Source organism: Leucobacter sp. NPDC015123, from assembly GCF_043080205.1.
Taxonomy (GTDB): domain Bacteria; phylum Actinomycetota; class Actinomycetes; order Actinomycetales; family Microbacteriaceae; genus Leucobacter; species Leucobacter aridicollis_A.
The window spans coordinates 57,358-79,364 of the sequence record NZ_JBIBVH010000002.1; the positions used below are offsets into that span (position 1 = coordinate 57,358).

16 protein-coding genes are annotated in these 22,007 nt (G+C 63.2%); 6 read left to right on the plus strand and 10 right to left on the minus strand.

Translation table 11 applies throughout. From position 1 onward, the window contains the following. Positions 1–20: 20 nt before the first annotated feature. A complete protein-coding gene (locus ACF07D_RS03990) occupies positions 21–1,109 on the minus strand; it encodes a substrate-binding domain-containing protein (protein WP_391503984.1) in 1,089 nt (362 codons plus the stop codon). A 205-nt stretch (positions 1,110–1,314) separates the two neighbouring features. Here ACF07D_RS03990 and ACF07D_RS03995 point away from each other — a divergent pair, with 205 nt between their 5' ends. The 4 genes from ACF07D_RS03995 (at position 1,315) to ACF07D_RS04010 (ending at position 6,426) form a co-directional block, all read left to right on the plus strand. Next, complete coding sequence (locus ACF07D_RS03995; protein WP_391503985.1) at positions 1,315–2,064, plus strand: GntR family transcriptional regulator; 750 nt, start codon at positions 1,315–1,317, stop codon at positions 2,062–2,064. A 50-nt stretch (positions 2,065–2,114) separates the two neighbouring features. Next, positions 2,115–3,761, plus strand: coding sequence for a DNA repair helicase XPB (locus ACF07D_RS04000; RefSeq protein WP_391503986.1), 1,647 nt, complete (start codon positions 2,115–2,117; stop codon positions 3,759–3,761). Between the two features lie 335 nt (positions 3,762–4,096). Then, positions 4,097–4,798 (plus strand): response regulator transcription factor, encoded by a 702-nt coding sequence (locus ACF07D_RS04005; protein ID WP_119284897.1) that lies wholly within the window; start codon positions 4,097–4,099, stop codon positions 4,796–4,798. Next, the gene (locus ACF07D_RS04010; protein WP_391503987.1) at positions 4,798–6,426 is read left to right on the plus strand and encodes a sensor histidine kinase; all 1,629 of its coding nucleotides are present in this window, start codon (positions 4,798–4,800) and stop codon (positions 6,424–6,426) included. The genes ACF07D_RS04005 and ACF07D_RS04010 overlap by 1 nt, the downstream gene beginning before the upstream one ends. Before the next feature lie 251 nt (positions 6,427–6,677). Here the strand turns inward: ACF07D_RS04010 and ACF07D_RS04015 are convergent, their stop codons facing one another. From ACF07D_RS04015 to galU, 3 genes are all read right to left on the minus strand, one after another. Further along, positions 6,678–7,703, minus strand: a complete 1,026-nt coding sequence (locus ACF07D_RS04015; protein WP_391503988.1) for a hypothetical protein — start codon at positions 7,701–7,703, stop codon at positions 6,678–6,680. A 135-nt stretch (positions 7,704–7,838) separates the two neighbouring features. Continuing rightward, positions 7,839–8,471, minus strand: a complete 633-nt coding sequence (locus ACF07D_RS04020) for a GNAT family N-acetyltransferase (RefSeq protein WP_391503989.1) — start codon at positions 8,469–8,471, stop codon at positions 7,839–7,841. A 15-nt stretch (positions 8,472–8,486) separates the two neighbouring features. Further along, positions 8,487–9,392, minus strand: a complete 906-nt coding sequence (gene galU / locus ACF07D_RS04025) for a UTP--glucose-1-phosphate uridylyltransferase GalU (protein WP_255808341.1) — start codon at positions 9,390–9,392, stop codon at positions 8,487–8,489. Positions 9,393–9,473: 81 nt separating this feature from the next. Here galU and ACF07D_RS04030 point away from each other — a divergent pair, with 81 nt between their 5' ends. Both ACF07D_RS04030 and ACF07D_RS04035 read left to right on the plus strand, forming a co-directional pair. Continuing rightward, a complete protein-coding gene (locus tag ACF07D_RS04030; protein WP_391503990.1) occupies positions 9,474–10,058 on the plus strand; it encodes a 5-formyltetrahydrofolate cyclo-ligase in 585 nt (194 codons plus the stop codon). A gap of 11 nt (positions 10,059–10,069) precedes the next feature. Then, complete coding sequence (locus tag ACF07D_RS04035; RefSeq protein ID WP_255808343.1) at positions 10,070–10,306, plus strand: FmdB family zinc ribbon protein; 237 nt, start codon at positions 10,070–10,072, stop codon at positions 10,304–10,306. A gap of 17 nt (positions 10,307–10,323) precedes the next feature. Here the strand turns inward: ACF07D_RS04035 and ACF07D_RS04040 are convergent, their stop codons facing one another. From ACF07D_RS04040 to ACF07D_RS04065, 6 genes are read right to left on the minus strand one after another with little or no spacing between them, the layout of a single operon-like run. Next, complete coding sequence (locus tag ACF07D_RS04040) at positions 10,324–12,024, minus strand: sigma-70 family RNA polymerase sigma factor (protein ID WP_391503991.1); 1,701 nt, start codon at positions 12,022–12,024, stop codon at positions 10,324–10,326. 30 nt (positions 12,025–12,054) lie between these two features. After that, positions 12,055–13,053: an FKBP-type peptidyl-prolyl cis-trans isomerase gene (locus ACF07D_RS04045; protein ID WP_391503992.1), complete on the minus strand. Its 999-nt coding sequence runs from the start codon at positions 13,051–13,053 to the stop codon at positions 12,055–12,057. A gap of 6 nt (positions 13,054–13,059) precedes the next feature. Beyond that, on the minus strand, positions 13,060–13,437 hold the full coding sequence (locus tag ACF07D_RS04050) for a signal peptidase I (protein ID WP_391503993.1): 378 nt from the start codon (positions 13,435–13,437) through the stop codon (positions 13,060–13,062). 41 nt (positions 13,438–13,478) lie between these two features. Beyond that, positions 13,479–15,482, minus strand: coding sequence for a hypothetical protein (locus tag ACF07D_RS04055; protein ID WP_391503994.1), 2,004 nt, complete (start codon positions 15,480–15,482; stop codon positions 13,479–13,481). Beyond that, positions 15,482–16,210, minus strand: a complete 729-nt coding sequence (locus ACF07D_RS04060; protein ID WP_162921362.1) for a hypothetical protein — start codon at positions 16,208–16,210, stop codon at positions 15,482–15,484. Before ACF07D_RS04060 ends, ACF07D_RS04055 begins: the two co-directional genes overlap by 1 nt. Continuing rightward, entirely contained in the window at positions 16,203–21,953 is a 5,751-nt protein-coding gene (locus tag ACF07D_RS04065; protein ID WP_391503995.1) for an isopeptide-forming domain-containing fimbrial protein, read from the minus strand. Before ACF07D_RS04065 ends, ACF07D_RS04060 begins: the two co-directional genes overlap by 8 nt. Positions 21,954–22,007: the final 54 nt, after the last annotated feature.

Consider the following 22,007-nt stretch of genomic DNA (forward strand, 5'->3'; position numbering starts at 1 on the left):
GTGAGCTTGTCGGCCGGGGGTTACTTCTGGGCCGGAGCCTGGACTGCTTCGCCTGCGAGGAGTGCCTTGATCGCGGCGTCAGTCGACTCCTCGTCCCACTGGTTCGCGGCGTACTCATCGGCGCCGAGAGTCTCTACCCAGTAGTCGAGGCTGTCCTTGGTGACCTGGACGAGCGGCAACACGACCTGCTCGGGAACCTCTTCGCCGCGCTCCTTCGCGAGGGCGACGTACATCGCGGCGATAACCTGGCCCGGATCGGTGAGGGCAGCGAATGAACCGTTGTCAATGCCCTTGTCCTTCCAGAAGCTCAGCGACTTGCCGTCGGTGTCGAACACAACAACGGGAGCCTCGCGGTTGGCCGACTCGAAGGCCTGCACAACGCCCATTCCGCCGATGCACCCTGGAACTGCAGCAATCTCAGGCATCGAGCCGAGGATCGCGACGATCTCCTTCTGCGCGGTCGCCGCATCGCAGAAGCCGTTGACCTCAGCCGCGACCTTCACGTCGGGGTGCTCGGCGAGGATCTCCTGCTGACGCGCGTTGAACTCTTCCTCCGGCTGCGAGCCGATCACGCCGCGGTTGACAATCACGTTGCCCTTGCCGCCGATGGCCTCGAGCGCGGGCTCGAGGGAGTCGGCGCCCCACTGACCGTAGTCGTTGCGCACGACAGTGCCGCAGCTCGTGTCCATATCGGCGTCGAGGATGACGACGTTGATGCCAGCGGTGCAGGCCTCTTCAACGACGGGCACGAGGGCTGTCGAGGAAGCAGGGATCACCATGAGTACGTCAGGGTTCTGCAGCATGAGGCTGCGGATTTGCGAGGCCTGCTCTGTTGCGCTGTTCTCGCCGGGCGCATTCACCACTGAGTAGTCGGAGACGATTCCCTCGCCCTTGAGCTTCTCGGCCTCCTGTTCAAACTTGTCGATGAGGGTGAGCCTCCACCCGTTGACGAACCCGTTCGACAGCGCGACTTTCAGGCCCTTCGGGTCGCCGCCAGCCTGGCCCTCGTCCGCAGGCTGTGCCGCGCCGGAGCAGCCGGCGAGCAGCAGCGCTGCCGCACTCGCGGCAGCGATTCCGCCGATCAGGCGGCGGTTGATCTTGAACTTCATTGTTGTCTCCTGGTCGCTCCGTTGCGCGGCTCGGATTTCATCTCCGTGCCACAAGATCTTCATCATCCTGTAATAACCAACTGGTAATGACGAGTTGGTCGTGACTAGATTAAAGTGAAGTCATACCGCTGTCAATTCCGAAGCGTGCACCACCCGCAAACCGTTATGCTCGGGCGAGACCATCGCTCAGTCAGGAAGGCAAGCAATGCAGAGTCCAGTCGCACCAGGGTCACTCGACCGCTTCGCGGACGCGCCCCTGTGGCAGCAGCTCTCAAGCGCTCTCAGGGAGGAAATTGACGCAGGGCGCCTCCTCCCCGACCAAGCGCTGCCCTCGGAATCAGAGCTCATCAATCGCTACGGCGTGTCTCGCACCGTCGTCAGAGAGGCGCTCGCGGACCTCGTGCGTGCCGGCCTCATCTACAAAGTTCGGGCCCGAGGTTCGTTCGTCTCACCACGCCGCCCAGAACTGAAGTTTGTGGGGTCGATGATGGGGTCCTCAGCCGACCTTGAGGCGACCGGGCGCATCATCACCACCAAGGTCATTCACTTCGAGACCGATGTCGCCGACGCGAAGCTCTCGGAAGAGCTCCAGATCGGCGTCGGCGATCCTGTCATTCGGCTCCGCCGACTCCGCTTCGTCGACACCGCCCCCTGGCTCCTCGTTGACACCGTGCTGCCCGAGCAACGGTTTCCCAACCTTGCTCGCGCAAACCTCGAGAACCAGTCGCTCTACGATCACCTTCGCAGGCACTACGGCGTGCACCCAAGCGGCGCCGACAGGTGGATAAGTGCGGTCAATCCGTCGGGTGAGGATGCCAAGCTGCTGCAGCTGCGCCCTGAGGACCCAATACTCGCGATCGATTCCATCGCCTGGGACGCGCAGGGAGTTCCCTTTGAGCGCTATCACGCCCTGCACCGAAGCGACGGCAATAGGTTCTACCTGGGCATTCGGTAGCGCCGTCACACACGCCCAATGCGCAGCGAACCGGGGTAGAATGGCCAGTTATGACTCTCGGCCCCCTCATTGTTCAGAGCGACCATACCGTGCTGCTCGAGGTAGCGCACCCCGACGCTGAAGACGCGCGGCACGAACTCGCCGTCTTCGCGGAACTTGAGCGCGCCCCCGAGCACATCCACACGTACAGGGTGACACGTCTCGGGCTGTGGAATGCTCGTGCGGCAGGGCACACCGCCGAGGAGATTCTCGACACACTCAACCGTCACGCGAAGTTCCCCGTGCCGAGCGGTGTCGCATCGGAGATCGCCGACACGATGCGTCGCTACGGCAGACTCACAATCGAGCGCGACGCCGAGGGCCAGCTCATCCTCCGCTCCGACGACGCCGCAATCATGCGGGAAGTGTCGTCGGCGAAGAAAATCGCGCCCCTGCTTGGCAACAAGATCGACGACCTCACCGCCCCCGTCGAAGCCTGGGCCCGCGGTGAGCTCAAGCAGCAGCTCGTCGCCCGGGGCTGGCCGGCAGAAGACCTCGCGGGATACAGGCCAGGCGAGCCCTACGACATTTCGCTCGAGGAGGGCGACTGGGAGCTCCGCGACTACCAGGCTAAGGCAGTTGAGGCATTCCAGCGTGGCGGCTCTGGCGTTGTCGTGCTCCCCTGTGGCGCGGGCAAGACCTTGGTTGGCGCCGCATCGATGGCAGCTGTCGGCGCGAAAACACTGATCCTTGTCACCAACGCGGTGTCCGCGCGTCAGTGGCGCGACGAGCTGCTCAAGCGCACAAACCTCACCGAGGACGAGATCGGCGAGTACTCAGGCCAGGTCAAAGAGGTAAAGCCCGTTACGATCGCTACCTACCAGATCCTCACGAGCAAGCGAAAGGGCGAGTACGCGCACCTCTCGCTCCTCGATGCCCAGGATTGGGGGGTCATTGTCTACGACGAGGTGCATTTGCTCCCCGCACCCGTGTTCAAGCTGACAGCAGAGTTGCAGGCTCGCCGCCGTCTCGGCCTCACCGCGACGCTCGTGCGCGAGGACGGCCGCGAGGGCGACGTCTTCAGCCTCATTGGCCCCAAGCGCTACGACGCTGCGTGGAAAGACATCGAGGCGCAGGGCTTCATCGCGCCTGCCGAATGCTTCGAGATTCGCATCGATCTCCCCGAGAGCGAGCGGCTCGAGTACGCGATCGCTGAAGATCAGGATCGCTACCGCATCGCCTCCTCCACCGCCCAGAAGGAGCGCGTCGCCCGCGAGATCATCGACAGGCACGAGGGCGAGAGCATCCTCGTCATCGGGCAGTACATCGACCAGCTCGAGTCGATGGCTGAGGCGCTCGACGCTCCACTCATCACCGGGCAAACCCCAGTGAATGAACGTGAGGACCTCTTTAACGCGTTCCGTTCGGGCGACGAGAAGATTCTTGTCGTGTCAAAGGTCGCGAACTTCTCGGTCGATCTTCCCGACGCGTCGGTCGCGATCCAGATTTCCGGTTCGTTCGGCTCGCGTCAGGAGGAGGCGCAGCGCCTCGGCCGCTTGCTTCGGCCGAAGCAGACTGACGTCGAGGCGTCGTTCTACACGCTCATCGCCCGCGATACTGTCGACCAGGACTTTGCGCAGAATCGACAGCGCTTTCTCGCTGAGCAGGGGTATGCGTACACGATCCTCGACGCAGAGGACCTGGCGGCGGTGCGCTAGCCGGGACGGGTTCGGCAGTCTCGCCTGACCCCCATCGCCCGGCCCCGCCCAGCCCAGCTCCGGCTCACCCAGCCCGGCCCCGCCCAGCCCGGCCCCGCCCAGCCCAGCTCCGGCTCACCCAGCCCGGCCCCGCCCAGCCCGGCCCCGCCCAGCCCAGTGTCGCCGGACCCCACCTTCCCTTCCGAAGTGCCCCCTAGCTACTGCCGGCAAGGGCCTCTCCTGCAGCATTGGTCCTCTCTGGCCGGCCGGGAGGAGGCCGCACGAGGTGAGGCGAACCGACGACACGGTGCGCGAGCTTCCAGCCAGTTCATAGCAAATCATCAGAGACTGAGATCATGAACATTGAACGAAAAGGCCCCAGGATCCTCATCGTCGATGATGAGCCCAACATTCGCGAGCTTCTCAGCACCAGCCTCCGCTTCGCCGGCTTCGGCGTGCGGTCGGTAGGCAACGGCGCGCAGACAATCTCAGCAGTCCTCGAGGAAGAGCCAGATCTCATCATCCTCGATGTGATGCTCCCTGACATGAACGGCTTCAGCGTAACCAAGCGGCTGCGCTCGGCAGGGTACACGGCGCCGATCATTTTCCTCACGGCGAAAGACGACACTGAGGACAAGGTCGAGGGTCTGAACGTTGGTGGCGACGACTACGTCACCAAGCCCTTCAGCCTCGATGAGATCATCGCCCGGATCAATGCCGTGCTTCGCCGCACGATCCAAGAGGACGAGGAGACGATGCTCGAGGTCGGGCCGATTAGCCTCGATCAAGACACACACGAAGTCACAGTCTCTGGCACATCTGTTGAGCTCTCACCGACCGAGTTCAAGCTGCTGCGCTACCTCATGCAAAACGCAAACCGCGTACTGTCGAAGGCGCAGATCCTTGACCACGTCTGGGAGTACGACTTCAACGGCGACGCAGGCATCGTTGAGTCCTACATCTCGTACCTCCGTCGCAAGCTCGACCCGCTGACCGACGAGTCCCTCATCCAGACGAAGCGTGGTTTCGGATACATGCTGAAGGCTGACACGATCTAGTGACACAGCTGCGCGACTTCGGGAACCATTGGGCGGACGTCTCACTCCGGACGAAAATCACCATCGTCACGGTGTTCATCCTCTTCCTTGGACTCATCGTCGCGGGGGTGGGCACCTTCTCGGTGCTCCGCCCCATTCTCATCAACCAGCAGAGCGCCGAGCTTGCCCAAATCAGGAACGACCCCTCGGTGGTGCTTGCGCCCGGGGCAGACACCCAGCAGCTCACGCAAGACGACGTCACTGCGGCAAACGGGCGCTACTACGTTGCCGTCCTCGACCCGAACGGCGAGGTACGCTTCGACAACTCGCGGGACCGCCGACCCGGGTCCCTCCCCGACGTCGAGCGACTAGGCTTCTCACTCAAGGTCGCTGCCGCACACGAGGCGTCCTCGGCAACGCCTGAGGACATTCTGAGCGCCGACGGTACAAGGTGGCGCGCGGTCGTAACGATGCTGTACGTCGAAGACGCATCCGGCCAGAAGCACGCCTCCGGCGCCCTTCTCATCGCCGACTCGACGACAATCATCAACCAGCTCGTTGCGCAGTACGTGATCGTGTTCACCGGGTTTGGTATCGCGGTGATCCTGCTCGGCGCCGCGCTCACGCGCATCCTCATCACGACGACGCTGCTCCCGCTCGCAGAAGTCGAGCAGACAGCCCTCGAGATCTCGCGCGGCGACTTCTCAAAGCGGATCCTTGTCGCGAGCCCGCACACGGAAGTCGGCCACCTTGGTGATTCGCTCAACGTCATGCTCGACAGGCTCGACGGCTCCCTTGAGGACCGTGAGCGAACTATCGAGCGCATGCGCCGATTCGTTGGGGACGCAAGCCACGAGCTGCGCACGCCGCTCGTATCCGTCCGCGGCTACGCCGAGCTGTACCGCATGGGGGCTCTGCAGACGCCCGAGCAGGTGAGCCAGGCAATGGAGCGGATCGAGAAAGAAGCGATCCGGATGACGTCTCTCGTTGAAGACCTCCTCGCGCTCGCTCGACTCGACGAGCGCCGGCCGCTCGAACTCGCTCCCCTGCCCCTCAATCAGCTTGCCAAAGACGCGGCCCTCGACGCGCGCGCAGGGGCGCCCGACCGCGAGATCAGCGTCGTCGAAGATCCGCACAATCCGCAGGCACTTGGCGACGAGAACAAGATTCGCCAGCTCATCACGAACCTCATCGGCAACGCAAAACAGCACACGCCGGAAGGCAGCCCGATCGAGATTGTCGTGAGCGCGCTCCCTGCCCCGGAGCAACCGGTTGAAGATGCCCCCGTGGATCAGTCACCGTCGAAGCGAAACGGTGGGTCCTCGCCCGCGACAGGTAGCACCGGCGTGATCAAGGCAGTGCAGCCGCAGGCGATGACGCGCTTCGAAATCGTTGACCACGGCGAGGGTATCCCCGAGCAGGTTCGCGAGAAGATCTTCGGAAGATTCTGGCGCGCTGACAGCTCGCGAAACCGCGAGACTGGCGGCTCGGGCCTCGGCCTCGCGATCGTGAAGTCGATCGTCGAGGCGCACAAGGGAACTGTGTCGGTGCACGACACCCCAGGCGGCGGCGCGACATTCAGGGTCGACCTGCCTGCGGCAACTCCCGCAGATTCACCCGCCGTCCAGAAGACTGACGCGGAGGCCTAGTCGCGGGTGGACCCCGACTGCGCGCGTCACGCCTGGGCCGCCTTCAGCGTGCGTGCCACGCCGGGGCCCGCGCCAGCCGACTGGCCCCAAGTGCCAGAGCACATATATCTGGGATCTGCAGAAGACCTGACCAGGGGTAGCTCCTCGGGCATTTCGCCCGCTGATCTCATGGCCTAGCGTCGAAGATTACAGGCGTCGACGCACGGGGCTCCAGGACCCCGAGGCACCAGCCCACTGCCCGAGGTACGTGGTTAGCCCGCATTGCGACGGCGGCGCAGCACCTGATCAAGGTCAGGCATGCCATCCGCCGTGTCGCCGACCACGCCGAGCTGGCTCAGCCTGGAGTGAGCGGCCGAACGGCTCTGCGCCTGTCCGCCGGTGCTTACGCCAGGCGCCGTAGCAGCCGCCCGATCCTTCGCCGCAGGCGTTGCTTGGTTCCCTTCGGCAGGCTGCTCAGAGCCCGCCTCAATGCGCCGCTGCCTGGCGACCTGCTCCCGCACCTCGCGGAGCAGGATCGAATCCGGCTGGTTCTCTCGGGGCGCGTACGCCCGCGCTTCGCGAGCCCGAGCGAGTGTCCGTGCCCGCTCGATCCGGTCCGCAGCCGCGCGCTGAGCGGCGGCGTGAGCAGCCGCCGAGTCACGGGTTTCGCCCGTCGCCGACACCTCTTCGAAGACGGGTTCGTCGACGGTCTTCGCGACTGCCTCCTGCTCCGCAGCGATCGGTGCAAGCTTCGCGCGCCCCGGAGCGAGTAGGACGAGCGTGCCGAGTCCGACGGTAAAAGCAAGCAGCGACCACAGCAGCACGGCGGGCCCAATCCCGGCGATGAGCATACCGAGGCCGACGAGCGAACCAACGACGCCGAGTAGGCCGGCCAGCGCGGCGATTGAACGTACCCGACGCACAATCGGCTTCCGAAGCTTCGCCGCCCGGTTCATCGCTACCTGCTTTCTTTGCATCTGCTGTGCTCGAATCTCCGCGCGGACTTGTTCTGCCCTCGCATTTGCTAGTTCGGCTTCCCGCTCGGCTTCCTGCCGCTTCTGAGCGGTTTTAAGGAGCCGCTCGTGCGCGAGCGCTTCACGCGCAGTGGCTTCAACTCGCACCTCATGCGGCACCTCTGCCGTCTCGGCAAGTACACGGAGTGTGCGCTGGAGCCGCAGCGCGTTCCGCTCGGCAGCGTTGAACTCACGGCGCCGAAACCATGCTGGAACGAGAACGACGGCCCAGAGGAGCGCGATGATGAGAAACATCACCCCGCCGCCAAGCCCGCCTGTACCCATGGGGCAACTGTAGCTAGCGCTTCTGCGGCCCGCACTCTCGGCGCGCCGCAAACAGCAGGGTTCCCAGCGTCAACCGTGCCCTCACTGAGCGAAAGAAGCCCACTACCCGGGGGGGGGCAGCCGGCTGGCTCGCGTTCAGATCCCGTTCGTCCGCCCTGACGCTGATGCGTCGAGCCGCGAAAGCATTGACCCGTGAACCTCTTCACGGGTGACAGCGAAGCTGTCATGATCCCGCCAGGCGCCGTCAATGTGGATGTAGCGCAGTCGGCGCCCCTCGTATCGAAATCCGAGCTTCTCGGGTATGCGCAGCGACGCCGCGTTCTCCGGCCGAATACACAGCTCGACCCTGTGCAATCCGACTGTCGCGAAGAGGTAGTCGACGGCGAGTGCCACCGCTGTCGGCGTGATGTTTCGCCCTGCGTGGCCGCCGTCGATCCAGTATCCAATGCTTGCCGACCACAGAGCGCCCCGTGAAATGTCGGAGGCCGATAGCTGGCCGACCACCGCCCCATCGTAGGTGATCACGAAGGGCACGCCTCGCCCGTCCCGGTGCTGCTCGAGCATCCGCTTAATTGAGGGCTTCAGTGAGACCGTGCCGGGCACAGGCCCCACCCCGCCAGGGTGCGTCGCTTCCCATGGGGTCAACCAGTTTCTGTTGTCTCGGAGCAAGGCTTCAAGCACGCGGGCATCGCGGCGGCGGATCAGCCTGATGCCGACCCGCCCCGCATTCAAAGAGCTCGGCAGCTCTCCCCCGTCAGCGCCAAACATTTCCGTAAGGTTCGGCTATTCGCCGCGCAGCTTGTCAGCGAAGCCGATCACCCAGTCGCGGATCTCGTCACCGAGTTCGGCGTGGTCGACTCCAAGGAGTACATTCGCCTTGATCCAGTCGGCTCGGTCTCCGGTGTCATAGCGACGTCCCTTGAAGATCACTCCGTACACGGGTGCATCCCCATCACCAGCGGCGAGCACATTGAGCGCGTCCGTGAGCTGGTACTCGCCGCCACGGCCGGGCTCGAGATCGTCGATGATGTCGAAGATCTCTGGGCGCAGCACATACCGGCCGATGATGGCGAGGTTCGACGGCGCTTCCTCACGGCTGGGCTTCTCGACGAGCTCCGTGATGCGCACAACGTCGGCGTCTTCGGTCGCCTCGACCTGGGCGCAGCCGTAGAGGTGGATGGACTCCATCGGAACTTCCATGAGAGCGACGACAGTCGCCTGCCGGGTGTTGTGCACGTCGACCATGCGGTCAAGGAGCGGATCACGAGCGTCAATCAGGTCGTCGCCGAGCAGCACAGCGAACGACTCGTTGCCTACGTGCATGCGCGCCCGTCCGACTGCGTGGCCGAGACCCAATGGCTGCCCCTGTCGCAGGAAGTGGACCTCGGCAAGCTCGCTCGCCTCGTGGACCTTGCCAAGCTTGTTGTCGTCGCCCTTGTTCTGCAGCGTGTACTCGAGCTCGGGAACTCCATCGAAGTGGTTCACGAGGTTGTCTTTGTTGCGCCCGGTGATGATAAGGACATCGTTCAGACCTGCGCTCGCTGCCTCTTCGACGACGTATTGAATCGCCGGCTTATCAACGATCGGCAGCATTTCCTTCGGCATTGCTTTGGTCGCGGGGAGGAAGCGGGTGCCAAGGCCAGCCGCCGGGATCACCGCTTTCACGACGCTCGCTCGGTTTTCAGTCATGAGGGTAAGCCTATCCCGCGGCCCCAAATATCGGCGTATCCGTGGGCCGTGCGGTCCAGTCTTCGGAGCTAGGCTGGCTGTGTGGATGAGAAGCAACAGCTGCGCAATGTAGTTCGAGCAGCCCGACTCACGCGTGCCCATTCACAAGCAGACTCTGGTTCGGCCGCAGACGCAGCGCTCACCGAGAATCTTGCTGCGGTCGCAACAAAGTTCGGCGCGACCCGAGTCGCGTGCTTCATCGGGGTGCGAGGTGAGCCTGACACCGCTGCGTTTCTTGCGTGGGCGCTCGCGGCGAACATCGAAGTACTCCTTCCACGTTCCCGCGCCGACGGCGCGCTCGAGTGGGCAACGTATGTGCCAGACGGGCTCGCACCGGGCGCGTTCGGGATCCCTGAGCCCCAGGGTCCACCTGTTCCGGACGGCGCTGCGACCGCGGGTGTGCTGTTTGTGCCTGCTGCCGCGGTCGACGAAACCGGCGGCAGACTCGGCTGGGGCCGCGGCTTTTACGATAGGGAGCTCACACGGATTAGGGCGGCCCGCACCCGCCCGCCTTCCGTGTTTGCTGTTGTGTGGGAGTCCGAAGTTCTCCCGGCTGTGCCGCGGGAGCATCACGACGTCCCAGTCGATGGGGCGGTCACCGAGGCAACTGTGCACTACTTCGGGTAGGCTCGGAGATTGTGCCTACTTATGCTTACCGCTGCGCCGATTGCGGGCACAGCTTTGACATCTACCAGAGCTTCTCAGACTCCACGCTGACCGAGTGCCCAGAGTGCGGCGGCGACCTTCGCAAGGTGTTCGGGTCGCTCGGCGTCACATTCAATGGTTCGGGGTTTTACCGGACCGATTCACGGAGCTCTACGAACGGCGCCTCCGGGGCGAGCAACTCCTCGGGCTCGGCTTCGTCCTCTTCGTAGGTTCGGCGCGCTGTCAGTCACCAGGCCCCAACTTGGCCTTCAGGGCCCACTTTCGTTCCATCGCAGTATGCGAATCCGATGAGGCCGTTCGCGTAGTCCACGGCAGCGATCTGCGCGACGGCTGTCCCATCAGCGCCGAGCATGATGCTACCCCTGGTTCTCCCATCAGACAGCAGACATACACGCTGACCGGATACACCAGCAACATGAAGCTCGGCACGCGGCCCCTCTGAGCCGGGCTCTTGCGAGACAACCGTCACCTGTGGCAGCGTCAGATCGAAGTTCAACACGGCGCTCGAGCGCTCAATCGCGTCAACGTATTGCACGGCGCGAGCAGAGTGCATGCCGAGGCCAAGGCCGAGGCTTGCGAGATCCACCGCCCAGCGGCCATCGCCACCGACGGCAACTCGAAGATCGCCCCCAGAAACGAGCACATGCAGCTCGGCCCCAGGCTCACCTGTGCCCACGAGCAGCGGGGGCAGCGTCCGCGCAAAATCGCCGCCAAAGCCAATTGTGGGCGAGGCGATTTGGCGTTCGGCTTCTTGAGCTTGCCCGTCCCCCGTTGGGCTCACCACGGTCGGACCAGTAACGCCTGGCTGCGGTGCGTCTGAGGTCGCGGAGTTCTCCGCGCTCGCAGAAGGCGTCACCGGCGCTGCTGCAGGTTGCCCAGCTGGCTGACTGTGTGTAGGCGTGTCACCCTCCTCCGCTGTCGGGGGTTGAGGGGGGCCGGTTGGCGCATCTGGCGCAGGCGACGAAGGGGCCAACAGAGCCACGGCGCCCATGATGAGAGCGACAACGGCCGTGCCCGCGACTGTTGCGACACGGACGTATCCCCAATGAACGAGAGTTCGTGACCATTCGCGCAGCTCTGCCAACCGCCCCTGGACGGCCGCCATCGGGCCGCTCACCAGCACTGAGCTCTGGCGCGCGACCCAGGCTGCGCCGCCAACAAGCGGCAGTAGTGCGACAGCGCTGGCAAGGAAAGCGTCCTCTCGGCGAAGCTGGCTTTCTTTCGCACGACAGCTACCGCAGTCCGCGAGGTGGGCCTGCAGCTTCGTTCGTCTCGTCTGTGGCAACCCGCGGCGCACGTACCGTGGAAGGTCTTTGATATATGTGTAGTGCTCATCGTCGGGGCTGTGCACGAAGCGCTCATTGAGCCATGCCACACGCAGGGCCTCCTTCGCCCGTCGCAGGAGTTGGCTCGTTGAGTTCGGGCTGAGCGACAGATCCTTCGCGACCTGCGCTCGAGGCAGGAGCTCGACCTCCGACTTCCAAATCACTTTCTTCCACCGCGGCGGGAGGGCGTCGAATGCGACCTGGACGTCGCGGACGAGTTCTTCGCGTTCGATGGCTTCCGTGTCGTCTTCGACTGGCTCGAGTTCGAGCTCATGTTCGATCCCAGTGAGCACTCGCCCGGTTCGGCGATAGGTCCGATGCGAGAGATTTCGAACCGTCGCGAGAAGGTAACCGCGAATTGTCTCGGCCGGGCCCTCCCCGCTACGAATCTTGTCCCACAGCACGGTAAAGGCCTCGGATACGACATCCTCTGCGTCAGAAGTTGTCAGCGAAGCAGCCACAGACATCGCAAGCGAACGATAGCGCTCCCAGAGCTGGCCAAACGCAATTGCATCCCCGTCGCGCGATCGGCGGAGCAATTCTGCATCACTCTGGGTCTCGAGGGACTCCACTCGTTCCTCGGTCTTATCTTGTTCCGTCATACCAACCCCCGGTCGCATATGCCTGTTGAACTACTCGCGGGCCGAGTTCTCGGGGTGCACCGCGCCAAGTATGTCGATGACAAAGATCATCGTGTCGTCTGCCTCAAACCCCATTTGTACGAGCGCATCGCTGCCGTATCCTGCGGATGCGGGCACGACAGCGACGATCTGCGAACCGACGGTTTGACCAACCACGGCATCCGAAAGGCCGGGGATCACACCCGTGGTCACGAACTCCTTGGGCTCGCCTCCCCACGTCGACTCGAACTCCGTCCCATCGCGCCAGATCACGCCAACTGAGTGCGCATATACGCGGTCTCCCACGGCGATCGTCTCGCCGTCGCCGATGATCAGAGGAGCCGCCTGAGCCTCGCCCGGTGCCTCCAAGTTCTCCGGCACCGACACCGTGAGCTTGCCATCGCCATCGCGGATGACTGAGGGCATCCCCTCAACCGCGGGTTGTGCCTCGCCTTCTGCGGCAGCAAGCAGGTCTTCCTTGCCGAGCAGACCCGGCAGGCCTGGAACTACTTCGCGCACGTCGACGACAATGACAAGTGAACTCTTCTCGGTCAGACCAGACACACCGGCCGCCGCGACTCTGCCCTCGCCGTACACGTCGGGCGCGGGGACGACGGCGGCGATCCTGTCACCTTGGGCGCCGCACCTGAGCACTTGGCTGGCCCAATCGCTTGCGCCAGCTGAATTCGTGAGGCGAGCGGACTGGCTAGAGATCCGCTTGCCGTCTTCTCCGTTGAACACCGTCACTGTTGCCTGCACAGATTGATCAGGTTCCAGAGCTTTGCCGTCGCCCGCTTCGAGAGTCGACCGTTCAAGTTCAGTTGCTCGGACCGGGGTTGACGAGGCCAACTCAAGGTCCGTCGCCCCAATCTCGCCCGATACTCTGAGCGACTTACTCGCACCACCAGCAGGCGCGCATGCAGCGCCTGAAGCATCTGTGGCAGGGGTGCAACCCGCCAGCGACAGGGTGAGAAGACCGGCAATTGAAATTCCGATAAGTGAACGGTTCACGGCGTGTTATTCCTTGATGATGGTGAAGAGGTAGCGCTGGACAGCGCCCACCGTATAGATAGAAGGATCGGGCGTCGCGTTTGCGTCGCCCTGCAGAGTAAGTTCGCGCTGATCAGGGGCAGCTCCGAGGGTGATCTGACTCACCCTGTGGGTGACCGTGCGACTTCCCGCCGATCGCTGCACAGTCACGATGTCACCAACTGCGATGTCAGCTGCGGGAACCCGCTTGGTGACGATGAGCGCCCCCTCAGAAATCGTTGGGTCCATCGATCCACTCGTGATCCTGTACAGCTTGATGCCAGCGACCTGTGCCGACAGGAGGACGATCAACACGACTCCAGCGGCGAGGAGGAGCCCGCTCATGGCGCGGGAGCGCGCCCGCACTTCGGAAACCTCCGAGGTGCGGGCGCTGGCAGAACCACTGGTTAGGGTGCGTTGCAAGAGTCGCAGTTCTCCAGATCGTTCGGGTTCGTCGTTGTCACGTGAACCACCGAGTCCTTGTCGCTGTTGCTGCTGCCCGCAACGCTCATCGTGGCGTCGGCGCGGAGGTTGGCGCCACCTGGGGTGCCGTCCTTCACCACAACGTCAAACTTGACGACAACCTGACTTCGCTCAGGGACCGTGCCAGTCCACGTGAGCTTGCCATTGGTGAAGGTTCCCTTGACTGCAGTTGCATCGCCGACGGTAATGAGGACGCTCTCCGGATCGACGTCGACGTCACCAATGAATGCACTGATGTCGAGGCCAACCGTGTAGTCAGCCGGATCTGCGAAGGAGTTTCGTGCGATCGCCTGATAGCTGATCGTGCTGCCAGACATCACGGCGCTTCCCGTGAACGGGATTGAGTTCAGCGAGATCGTCTGGTATCGCCCAACGTTCTGAATGCCCTCGATTACCGCTGGCGCCCACACATAGAGCCCGTTCGGGGACCCAGTCGCGGTGACTGACGCAACGTTGCCGTTCTTGTCGAGGCATCGCGCGTAGTCGTAGCCACCGCAGGCTGCCCCGCCGCCGTTCTCGCCCCAGGAGAGAATCGTCCCGTCTTCAAGGACCAACGAGGCCGAGTCCTTGTTTCCGCCGATGAGCACGGCCTTTCGGCCATCCTCCTGCGCAGGGTCCCAGATCTTGCCTGTCAGGTGATCACGGTTCACCGGGGTCCGATTACCGTAGTTGAGGCTGAATGCGCCGCCCCACTGGTTGTTCCCGTACGCCCAGGCTGTGCCGTCTTCGGTGATGTACTGGGTCGAACCGTAGCGCGCCGACGAGGCAACAACGTTCTTCTCTTTGAGCTTGGGGAGGGTGCCGTTTGAGCTGGAATCGTTCAGCTCATCGTTTCCAGAGAAGTTGTTTTCCTCGCTGCCCCAGGAGTAGAGGTTTCCCTTCTCCGTGACCATATGACCGTGCGCATAGCCGCCGCCGAGCGACGAGATTCCCTCGGCTTTCGCAAGCGCCGTGATCTCGGGCATCAGGGCGGGGGTCTCGCACCGGAAATCGTGGTAGACGCCACTCACGGTGCGGCAACCGGCAGCCTTGAGGTTCTCATCCGAGGCACCCGCTCCGAAGCGGAACGACCGACCCCAGAAGTAAACGTTGTTCTCGTCATCGACGGCGTAGTAGCCCTCGTATCCAGAGAACACGTTCACAATGTTCGGCTGTTTTCCTCCCGGCCACTGGGTGACCTGTGTCGCTACGCGAAGCGCCGCGGCACCGTTCGCCGAGGTTCCCTGACCGCGCTGGGCAAGTGCGTTATCTCCGACTGTCCAAATTGTGCCGTCGGTCTTCGTGTAGGCCGCACCGTACTCAACCGATGCAACACCTGCCACATCGGTGTCGATGATCGCGTCTGCCCAGTTTGTGGTCACATTCTCCGGCGTGGTGCCCGCCGGCACCACGCGGCCGGTACCGTTGAAATTGTTGCCGAACATGTACAGACCGCCGTTGTTTTGACCCCAGCCGAAAAGATTCCCCTCGGAGTCAACCGCGTAGTTGGCGTAAGCGGATGACGCCATCGACTTGATGTCGGCCATGGCCTTGAACTGGTTTGGCTTGTGCAGGTTGAAAGCAGTTCCCGTGGAGTAATCGATGCCGTTCGTTCCACCGCCCTGTCCCGCGGACGATGTACTCGGGCCACTGTTTCCGTAGTAGCCCCAGATCCACAGGTTGCCTGCGGCGTCGAGCACCTGCATCGTGTCGAGGGCGAACGATGGGACGACAGCCGCGAGCGCGTTCGTCGGTGGCACCGAGACCCCGTCTGCCCGGGTGAAGACGGAGTCAGTGTACCCTGCCGAGCTCTCGCCGATCAGCGGGGAAGCCGTTACTCCAATGGCGGCGATACCAAGCATCGCCGCTCCCCCGAGCAGGGCTCGTTTGAGCCCTGCTCGGGGCCGTGGCCGGTCGGCCCGGCCGTTCTGCTGTGCAGAGGTGCGCATTAGAAGCTCTCTCCTTCAATACGAATACCGAAATCGGTGTCGACGCCGTTGTATGCGGCAAGTTTGGTTCTCGTCAGATCGTTTGCGTCGAAGTCAAAAGCTGCTTTGACCGTAAACGTCGCCTCGCCGCCGCCTGCCTCGAGCACCCGGGTGATGGCCCCGCGGAGAGTGCCATCACCGTTCGGCTCGTTGTCTGCGTCAGCGCCCAGGCTCACATCGTCGATGACAACGTTGCCCTGCTCATCAGAGACCGTGAATTTCAACTGAGTGAAGAGGTCTGGGTAGATCTCGTCCTTTCCCGGGGCGATGCGGTACTTGACCTTTGCCGAGGACGGGTCACAGATCACGAAGAACAGTTCTCCGGTGGAGGTGCCGTTGTTTCGAACGACGACCTCCCATGTCATGCCCTCCCGAATAAGGTCGCCCGCACTGCTCGCCGAGGTCAGCATCAGGGGCTCCTCGCGCGTGGAGTCGACGAAGTCGCCGACACCGTCAGAAACTTGCAGGTCGTACTTCGTGAGCCCCGAGGACACACCGTGGCTCTCCCCACTGGCGAAGAGCCCGGTGGCCCACGCAGCGAGGCCACCGGCGGCGAGCAGCGTCGCCGCCGCTACCGATCCCGCGATCCACCGGTTACGGCGGCCCCCGCGGGGGGCCGCGGCGCCCTGGGGCGCCGCGGCAGAGTCAGTCGTTTCCAAAAGACCCTCTCCTTCTGAGTAGTTATGCATGCTTTGCTTCCTCCTTCCGCGTGCGGCGCACAACGAGCGCGCTGCCTGCGGCGAGGGCGAGCAGTCCGAAGATCACGAACGGCATGATGTCGCCGCCTGTCATCGGGATCTGTTCGCCAGGTTTCGGCGGGGTGACTGGGTTCTCGGTACTCGGCCCATCCGGTGAGTGCGGGCTCATGACGAGGTTGCGCAGCGTGGCCGGGGCCACAGCGCTCTCGTTGACCTGCACCGTGTACCGAATCTCGGTGGTGCTGAGCGCCGGGACGGTGCCTGTCCAGGTGAGCTGCTTGCCGGTGATTGCGACGGTCGTCCCGGCGGGAGCGATGGGGTCGCCCACGAGGGTCGCATCGTCAAGCACGTCGCTGAGGTCGTCATTCACGACCACACCGGTGATCTCGTGCGGTGTCTCGTTGGTGATCTTCACGGTGTACGTGACCTTGTCACCGCGCGAGACCTTGGTACCGCTACCGGGGTCAGAGATCTTCTCGAGCTTCACCGTACCGACGGGGTTCACCGTTTCGGGCACATCGGGTGAGTGGGGGCTCGTCACCAGGTTCCGCAGTGTGGCCGGGGCCACCGCGGTCTCAGAAACGAGTACCGAGTACGTGATCGTCACGGTTTCACCCGCAGGGACGGATCCGGTCCAGCTCAGGGACTGCCCGTTGAGCCGCGCCTTGGACCCGTCTGAGACCTTGGGCTGCCCGATGAGCGATGCGTCGTCGAGGATATCCGAGAGGTTGTCCTCCACATATACCCCGTCGATTTGCACAGCACCCGGGTTGGTCACGGTGATCGTGTAGTCGACCGTGTCACCAGGCTTGACCGCGATACCCGAGCTCGGGTTGCTGCTCTTGTTCAGCTGCACCGTTGCGACGGGGTTCTCGGTCTCCGGGATGTTCGGCGAGTCCGGGCTGGAAACGACGTTCCCGAGCACTGCCGGGGCTGTGGCGTTGTCGTTCACACGCACTGAGTACGTGAGCATGATCGACTCGCCAGCTGGCACATCACCGGTCCACACGAGGTCACTGCCGTCGATACGCACGTCGCCCGCTGTCGCGGTCGGCGAGCCGATGAGCGTTGCGTCGTCAAGAACGTCGCTGAGATCATCGGTGACCGTAGTCCCCGTTACCGCAGCCTTCGCATCATTCGCAATCTCGACGGTGTAGGTCACGGTGTCGCCGGGCTTCACCGAGGATCCGCTGCCGGGCAGCGACGTCTTCGAGAGACGAAGCGTTCCGACAGGGTTCTCGACTTCCGGCTCGTCTGGCGAATCCGGGCTGGTAACCAGGTTCCGCAGCACCTGCGGCGCCGTCGCGTTCTTCTTCACAACGACGCTGTAGGTGATCACGATGTCGGTGCTCGCCGGAACGGTGCCGTTCCAACTCAGCCGGCCATCGGCGATCGTAGCGGTTGAACCGTCGGATACTGAGACGCTGTCCTTCACGAGATCTGCGTTGTCGACGACATCGGAGAGGTCGTCAGTCACGCTCACACCTGAGATGGGCGCCTCGGTGGAGTTACGCACAGTCACCGAGTACTCAACGGTTTCACCTGGGCGGACAGCCGTGCCGGCAGCAGGCACGCTCTGCTTCAGCAGCGTCACGGTGCCAACAGGGTTTTCCGTCTCAGGAACATCCGGTGAGTTCGGGCTCGTCACCAGGTTGCGAAGCACCGCGGGGGCGAACGCATCGGCTGCGACTCGAACTGAGTAGGTGAGCGTCACGCTGCTATGTGCAGCGACATCGCCCTCCCACCGCAGGATGTTGTCCCCACCGATTGTTGCGGTCGAGCCGTCGGACACCTCAACATCACCTACTAGGGCTGCGTTGTCGAGCACGTCGGTGAGGTCATCGGTGATAACCGCTCCGGCGATCGCGACATCGCTCCCATTGAGCGCGGTGACCGTGTAGGTCACGAGCTCACCGGGTTTAACCGCGGTGCCAGCGGCCGGATTCACGCTCTTGGTGAGCGCGAGCTTACCGACTGGGTTCTCGGTGCCCGGGCCTTCTTCACCGTCGACCTCAAGCGTATTGCTCAAGACCTGGGTGCCGTCAGCCTTCGGATCTGTCTTCACCGTATAGGTGATGGTGACTGTCGCGCCGGCAGGCAGCTCGTGGTCCCACGTGACGACGGAGCCGTCCATGGTAACCACGGGAACTTCCTCAACCGCAGTCCAGCTTGCGACTGGAGGCGTGACCAGCTCTGCGTCGTCAAGGACGTCGCCGAGGTCGTCGCGCAACGCTACTCGCTGCGCCTCGGTGAGCCCGTTGGTTGCGGTGAGCTCGTAGGTGAGCGTCTGGCCCGGCGCGACGGTCGTGCCCGAGGTAATCGGGTTTCCGTCGTCGTCAAGCAGTCGTTTCGAGGTCACGAGCTCCCCAACTGGGTTCTCGGTCTCCGGCTCGGTGGGCGAATCAGGGCTAACCACACGGTTGCGAAGTACATCGCCCTGCTTTGCGCTGTCATTGACAGTCACCGAGTAGGTGATCTTGACAACCTGCTTTGCAGCGAGGTCGCCGGCCCACACGATTGCCTGGTTGGCAGCGTCGAAGCTGACGTCGCCGCTGTCCGCGGTCGGGTCGCCAGTGATCGTCGCCGATCCGAGCACTCCGGAAAGGTCGTCAGTCACCCGAACAGCGTTGACTGGCGCGTCCACCGGGTTCGTAACTGTCACAGTGTATGTGACCGTCGCACCGGGCTTGACTCCGGTACCGCTCCCTGGATCCGCCACCTTGTCAAGCACAACGGTGCCAACTGGATTCTCGGTCTCGGGCTCGTCCTCGGAATCCGGGCTAGTGACAAGGTTACGCAGCACCGCTGGCGCGGTTGCGTCGTCCTTCACTCGGACCTCGTAGGTGATCGTCACGGACCCATCGGCCGGCACAGTGCCGACCCACTTCAGGGTCTGTGCATCGATCTGCACGGTCGAACCGTCGGATACCTTCGGCGAACCGATGATCTCCGCAGCGCCCAGGACCTCGGAGAGGTTGTCAGTCACCTCGACGTTGCTCTGGTCTACGTCGGACGGGTTTGTCACCTTCACTGAGTAGGTAACAGTCTCGCCGGGCTTGACCACCGTTCCGCTCTCGGGCACCGAACTCTTCTCGAGCCCGACTGTACCGACAGGGTTCTTGATTTCCGGGGTTGTTGGCGAATCAGGGCTTGTCACCGCATTTCGGATAGCTGCCGGAGCCTTCGCAGACTCCTTGACAGTGACGGAGTAGGTGACAGTGACAACACCGTTACCTGGGACTGAACCGGTCCAGCGCATCGTCTCGCCGTCAAGCTCGACAGAACCGCTCGATGCCTCCGCATCGTCGTTCCATGTCGCGTTGTTCAGCACGTCAGCCAGGCTGTCGGAGACTGTCACGTCGTCAAGCGCAGCTGCGCTCGGGTTCGTGATCGTCACCGTGTACTTCACACGCTCGCCTGGCTTTACAACCGTGCCGTCGCCCTTGTCGTTGACTTTGGCAAGCATCAGGGTGCCAACCGGATTCTCCGTGTCAGGAGTGTCGGGCGAGTGCGGGCTTGTCACAAGGTTGCGAAGCGTTGCCGGGGCAGTCGCGTCATCCGAGACCTTCACCGAGTAGGTGATGGTGATGGAGTCACGTGCCGGCACCGTTCCGGTCCAGGTGATCGCGCTTCCCGTCAGGGTTGCAACAGACCCGTCGGAGACACTGATCGTCGCCTCGTCGAGAGCTGCATCGTCCAGGATGTCCGAGAGGTCATCCGAGACGCTGACATTGGTTGCATCGACGTCGTTCGGGTTGCTTGCGGTGACCGTGTAGGTCACCGTGTCCCCGGGGCGAACAGTCGAGCCGGAGGCCGGATCGGCTGTCTTCTTGAGTGCGATCGTCGTCACAGGGTGCTCAGTCTCAGGAACCTCTGGCGAGTCCTTGCTGACCACGACGTTACGGAGGACGTCTCCGCTCTCCGCGGTCGTGTTGACCTTGACTGTGTAGCGAATGACTGCGTCCTGCGACGCTGCGATGTCACCGGTCCAGGTGAGCGTTTGAGCATCAGCGTCAATGACCGCGTTGCCGCCGCCAGAGATGACCTCAGGCTCGCCCACAAGTGTTGCGAATGGCAGTACAGACGAAAGGTCGTCGGTGGCCATCACATCGCTCATGTCCACACCGGAGGTGTTGCGCACTGTCACGGTGTAGGTGACTGTTTCACCGGGCTTCACGCCTGACCCGGCCGCAGGCTGTGACGCCTTCGACAGGGAGACGGTGCCGATCGGGTTCTCCGTTTCGGGAACCGTGGGTGAGTCCGGGCTCGTGACGACGTTGCGAAGCGACTCCTCGCCACTAATGTCGTCATTTACCTTGACCGTGTAACGGATCTCAACGACTCCGTCGGCCTCGACATCGCCCGACCAGGTCAGGGTGTTCTGCTTGAGCTCAAGCGCACCCCCACCTGCCACGATCTCGGGATCACCGACCAGCGTCGCGTTGTCCAACACATCACTCAGATCGTCAGCAACGGTGACGCCTTCGATCGCGACACCGCTACCGTTTGTGACGGTCACGGTGTAGGTGACGTTGTCACCCATCCGCACGACCGAGCCCGCAGGCACGTCAGTCGTTTTTGCGAGTTCGAGCGACCCAATCGGGTCCTCGGTCGAAGGCTCATCTGGCGAGTCAGGGCTCGTCACGATGTTCCGCAGTGCGGCTGGTGGCGTCACCGAGTCGTTGATCTTCACGACGTAGGTGATGGTGATCTCCTCCCCTGCAGGGACGTCACCGGTCCACGTCAGCTGACCAGCGTCACGCGTTACAGTGCCGGCAGTTGCGGTCGGCTCCGTGGTGACAACGGCGTGCTGCAGCACATCATTGAGGTTGTCATGCACCTCAACGCCATTGACTGCCACGTCGCTCGGGTTCTTGATTGTCACTGTGTAGGTGACCTCACTACCCGGCTTTGCCGGCCCGACAGGGCTCACCGCAGAGGCCTTCGCGAGCTCGACGACACCGACAGGTGTCTCTGTCGACGGCTCGTCTGGCGATTCAGGTCTCACTACTGCGTTGCGGAGGGACTCTCCGGCGCCGGCATCGGCGTTGACCGTCACCGTGTAGGTGATGGTCACCGACGCGCCTGCCTGAACGTCACCGTTCCAGGTGAGCGTCGAACCAGAGATTGTCGCGCTGCCGCCGCCCACTGTCTGGAGAGAGCCTTGGACAAGCGTTGCGTTGTCGAGCACGTCCGAGAGGTCGTCGGTGATCGAAGCGCCAGCCACGTCAACACCAGACCCGTTCGCAATTGTCACCGTATAGGTAACGTCTTCACCGCGATTCGCGGCGACCCCGTCAGCGACGGAGGTTGACTTTGCGAGCGACAGTGAACCGATTGGGTTCTTGGTGTCTGGGGTATCTGGCGAATCCGGGCTCGTCACCGCGTTCCGAAGCGTACCCGTAAACGCGTCGGCATTCACCTGCACGACATAGTTCACGGTGACGGTTTCGTGAGCGGCAAGGTTGCCCGTCCAGGTCAGCACGCCCTTGTCGATCGTCGCCCCGTTGTCGGGGCCCGATACGAGAGTCGCCTTGTCCAGCACATCTGCCAGGTCGTCGGTAACTACCACGCCATTGATCGGCGCGTTCGCGGGGTTGTGGATCGTCACTGTGTAGGCGACGGTGTCGCCTGGCTTGACAGGCGTACCGGTGGCCGGGACCGCTGTCTTGGACAGCGCAACGGTTCCGATCGGGTGGACCGTCGTCGGCGGCTCCTCCGGATCATTCGTCATGTCATCACTCGTCACGACATTCTTCAGCGTCGCCGGAGCCACAGCGTCAGCATT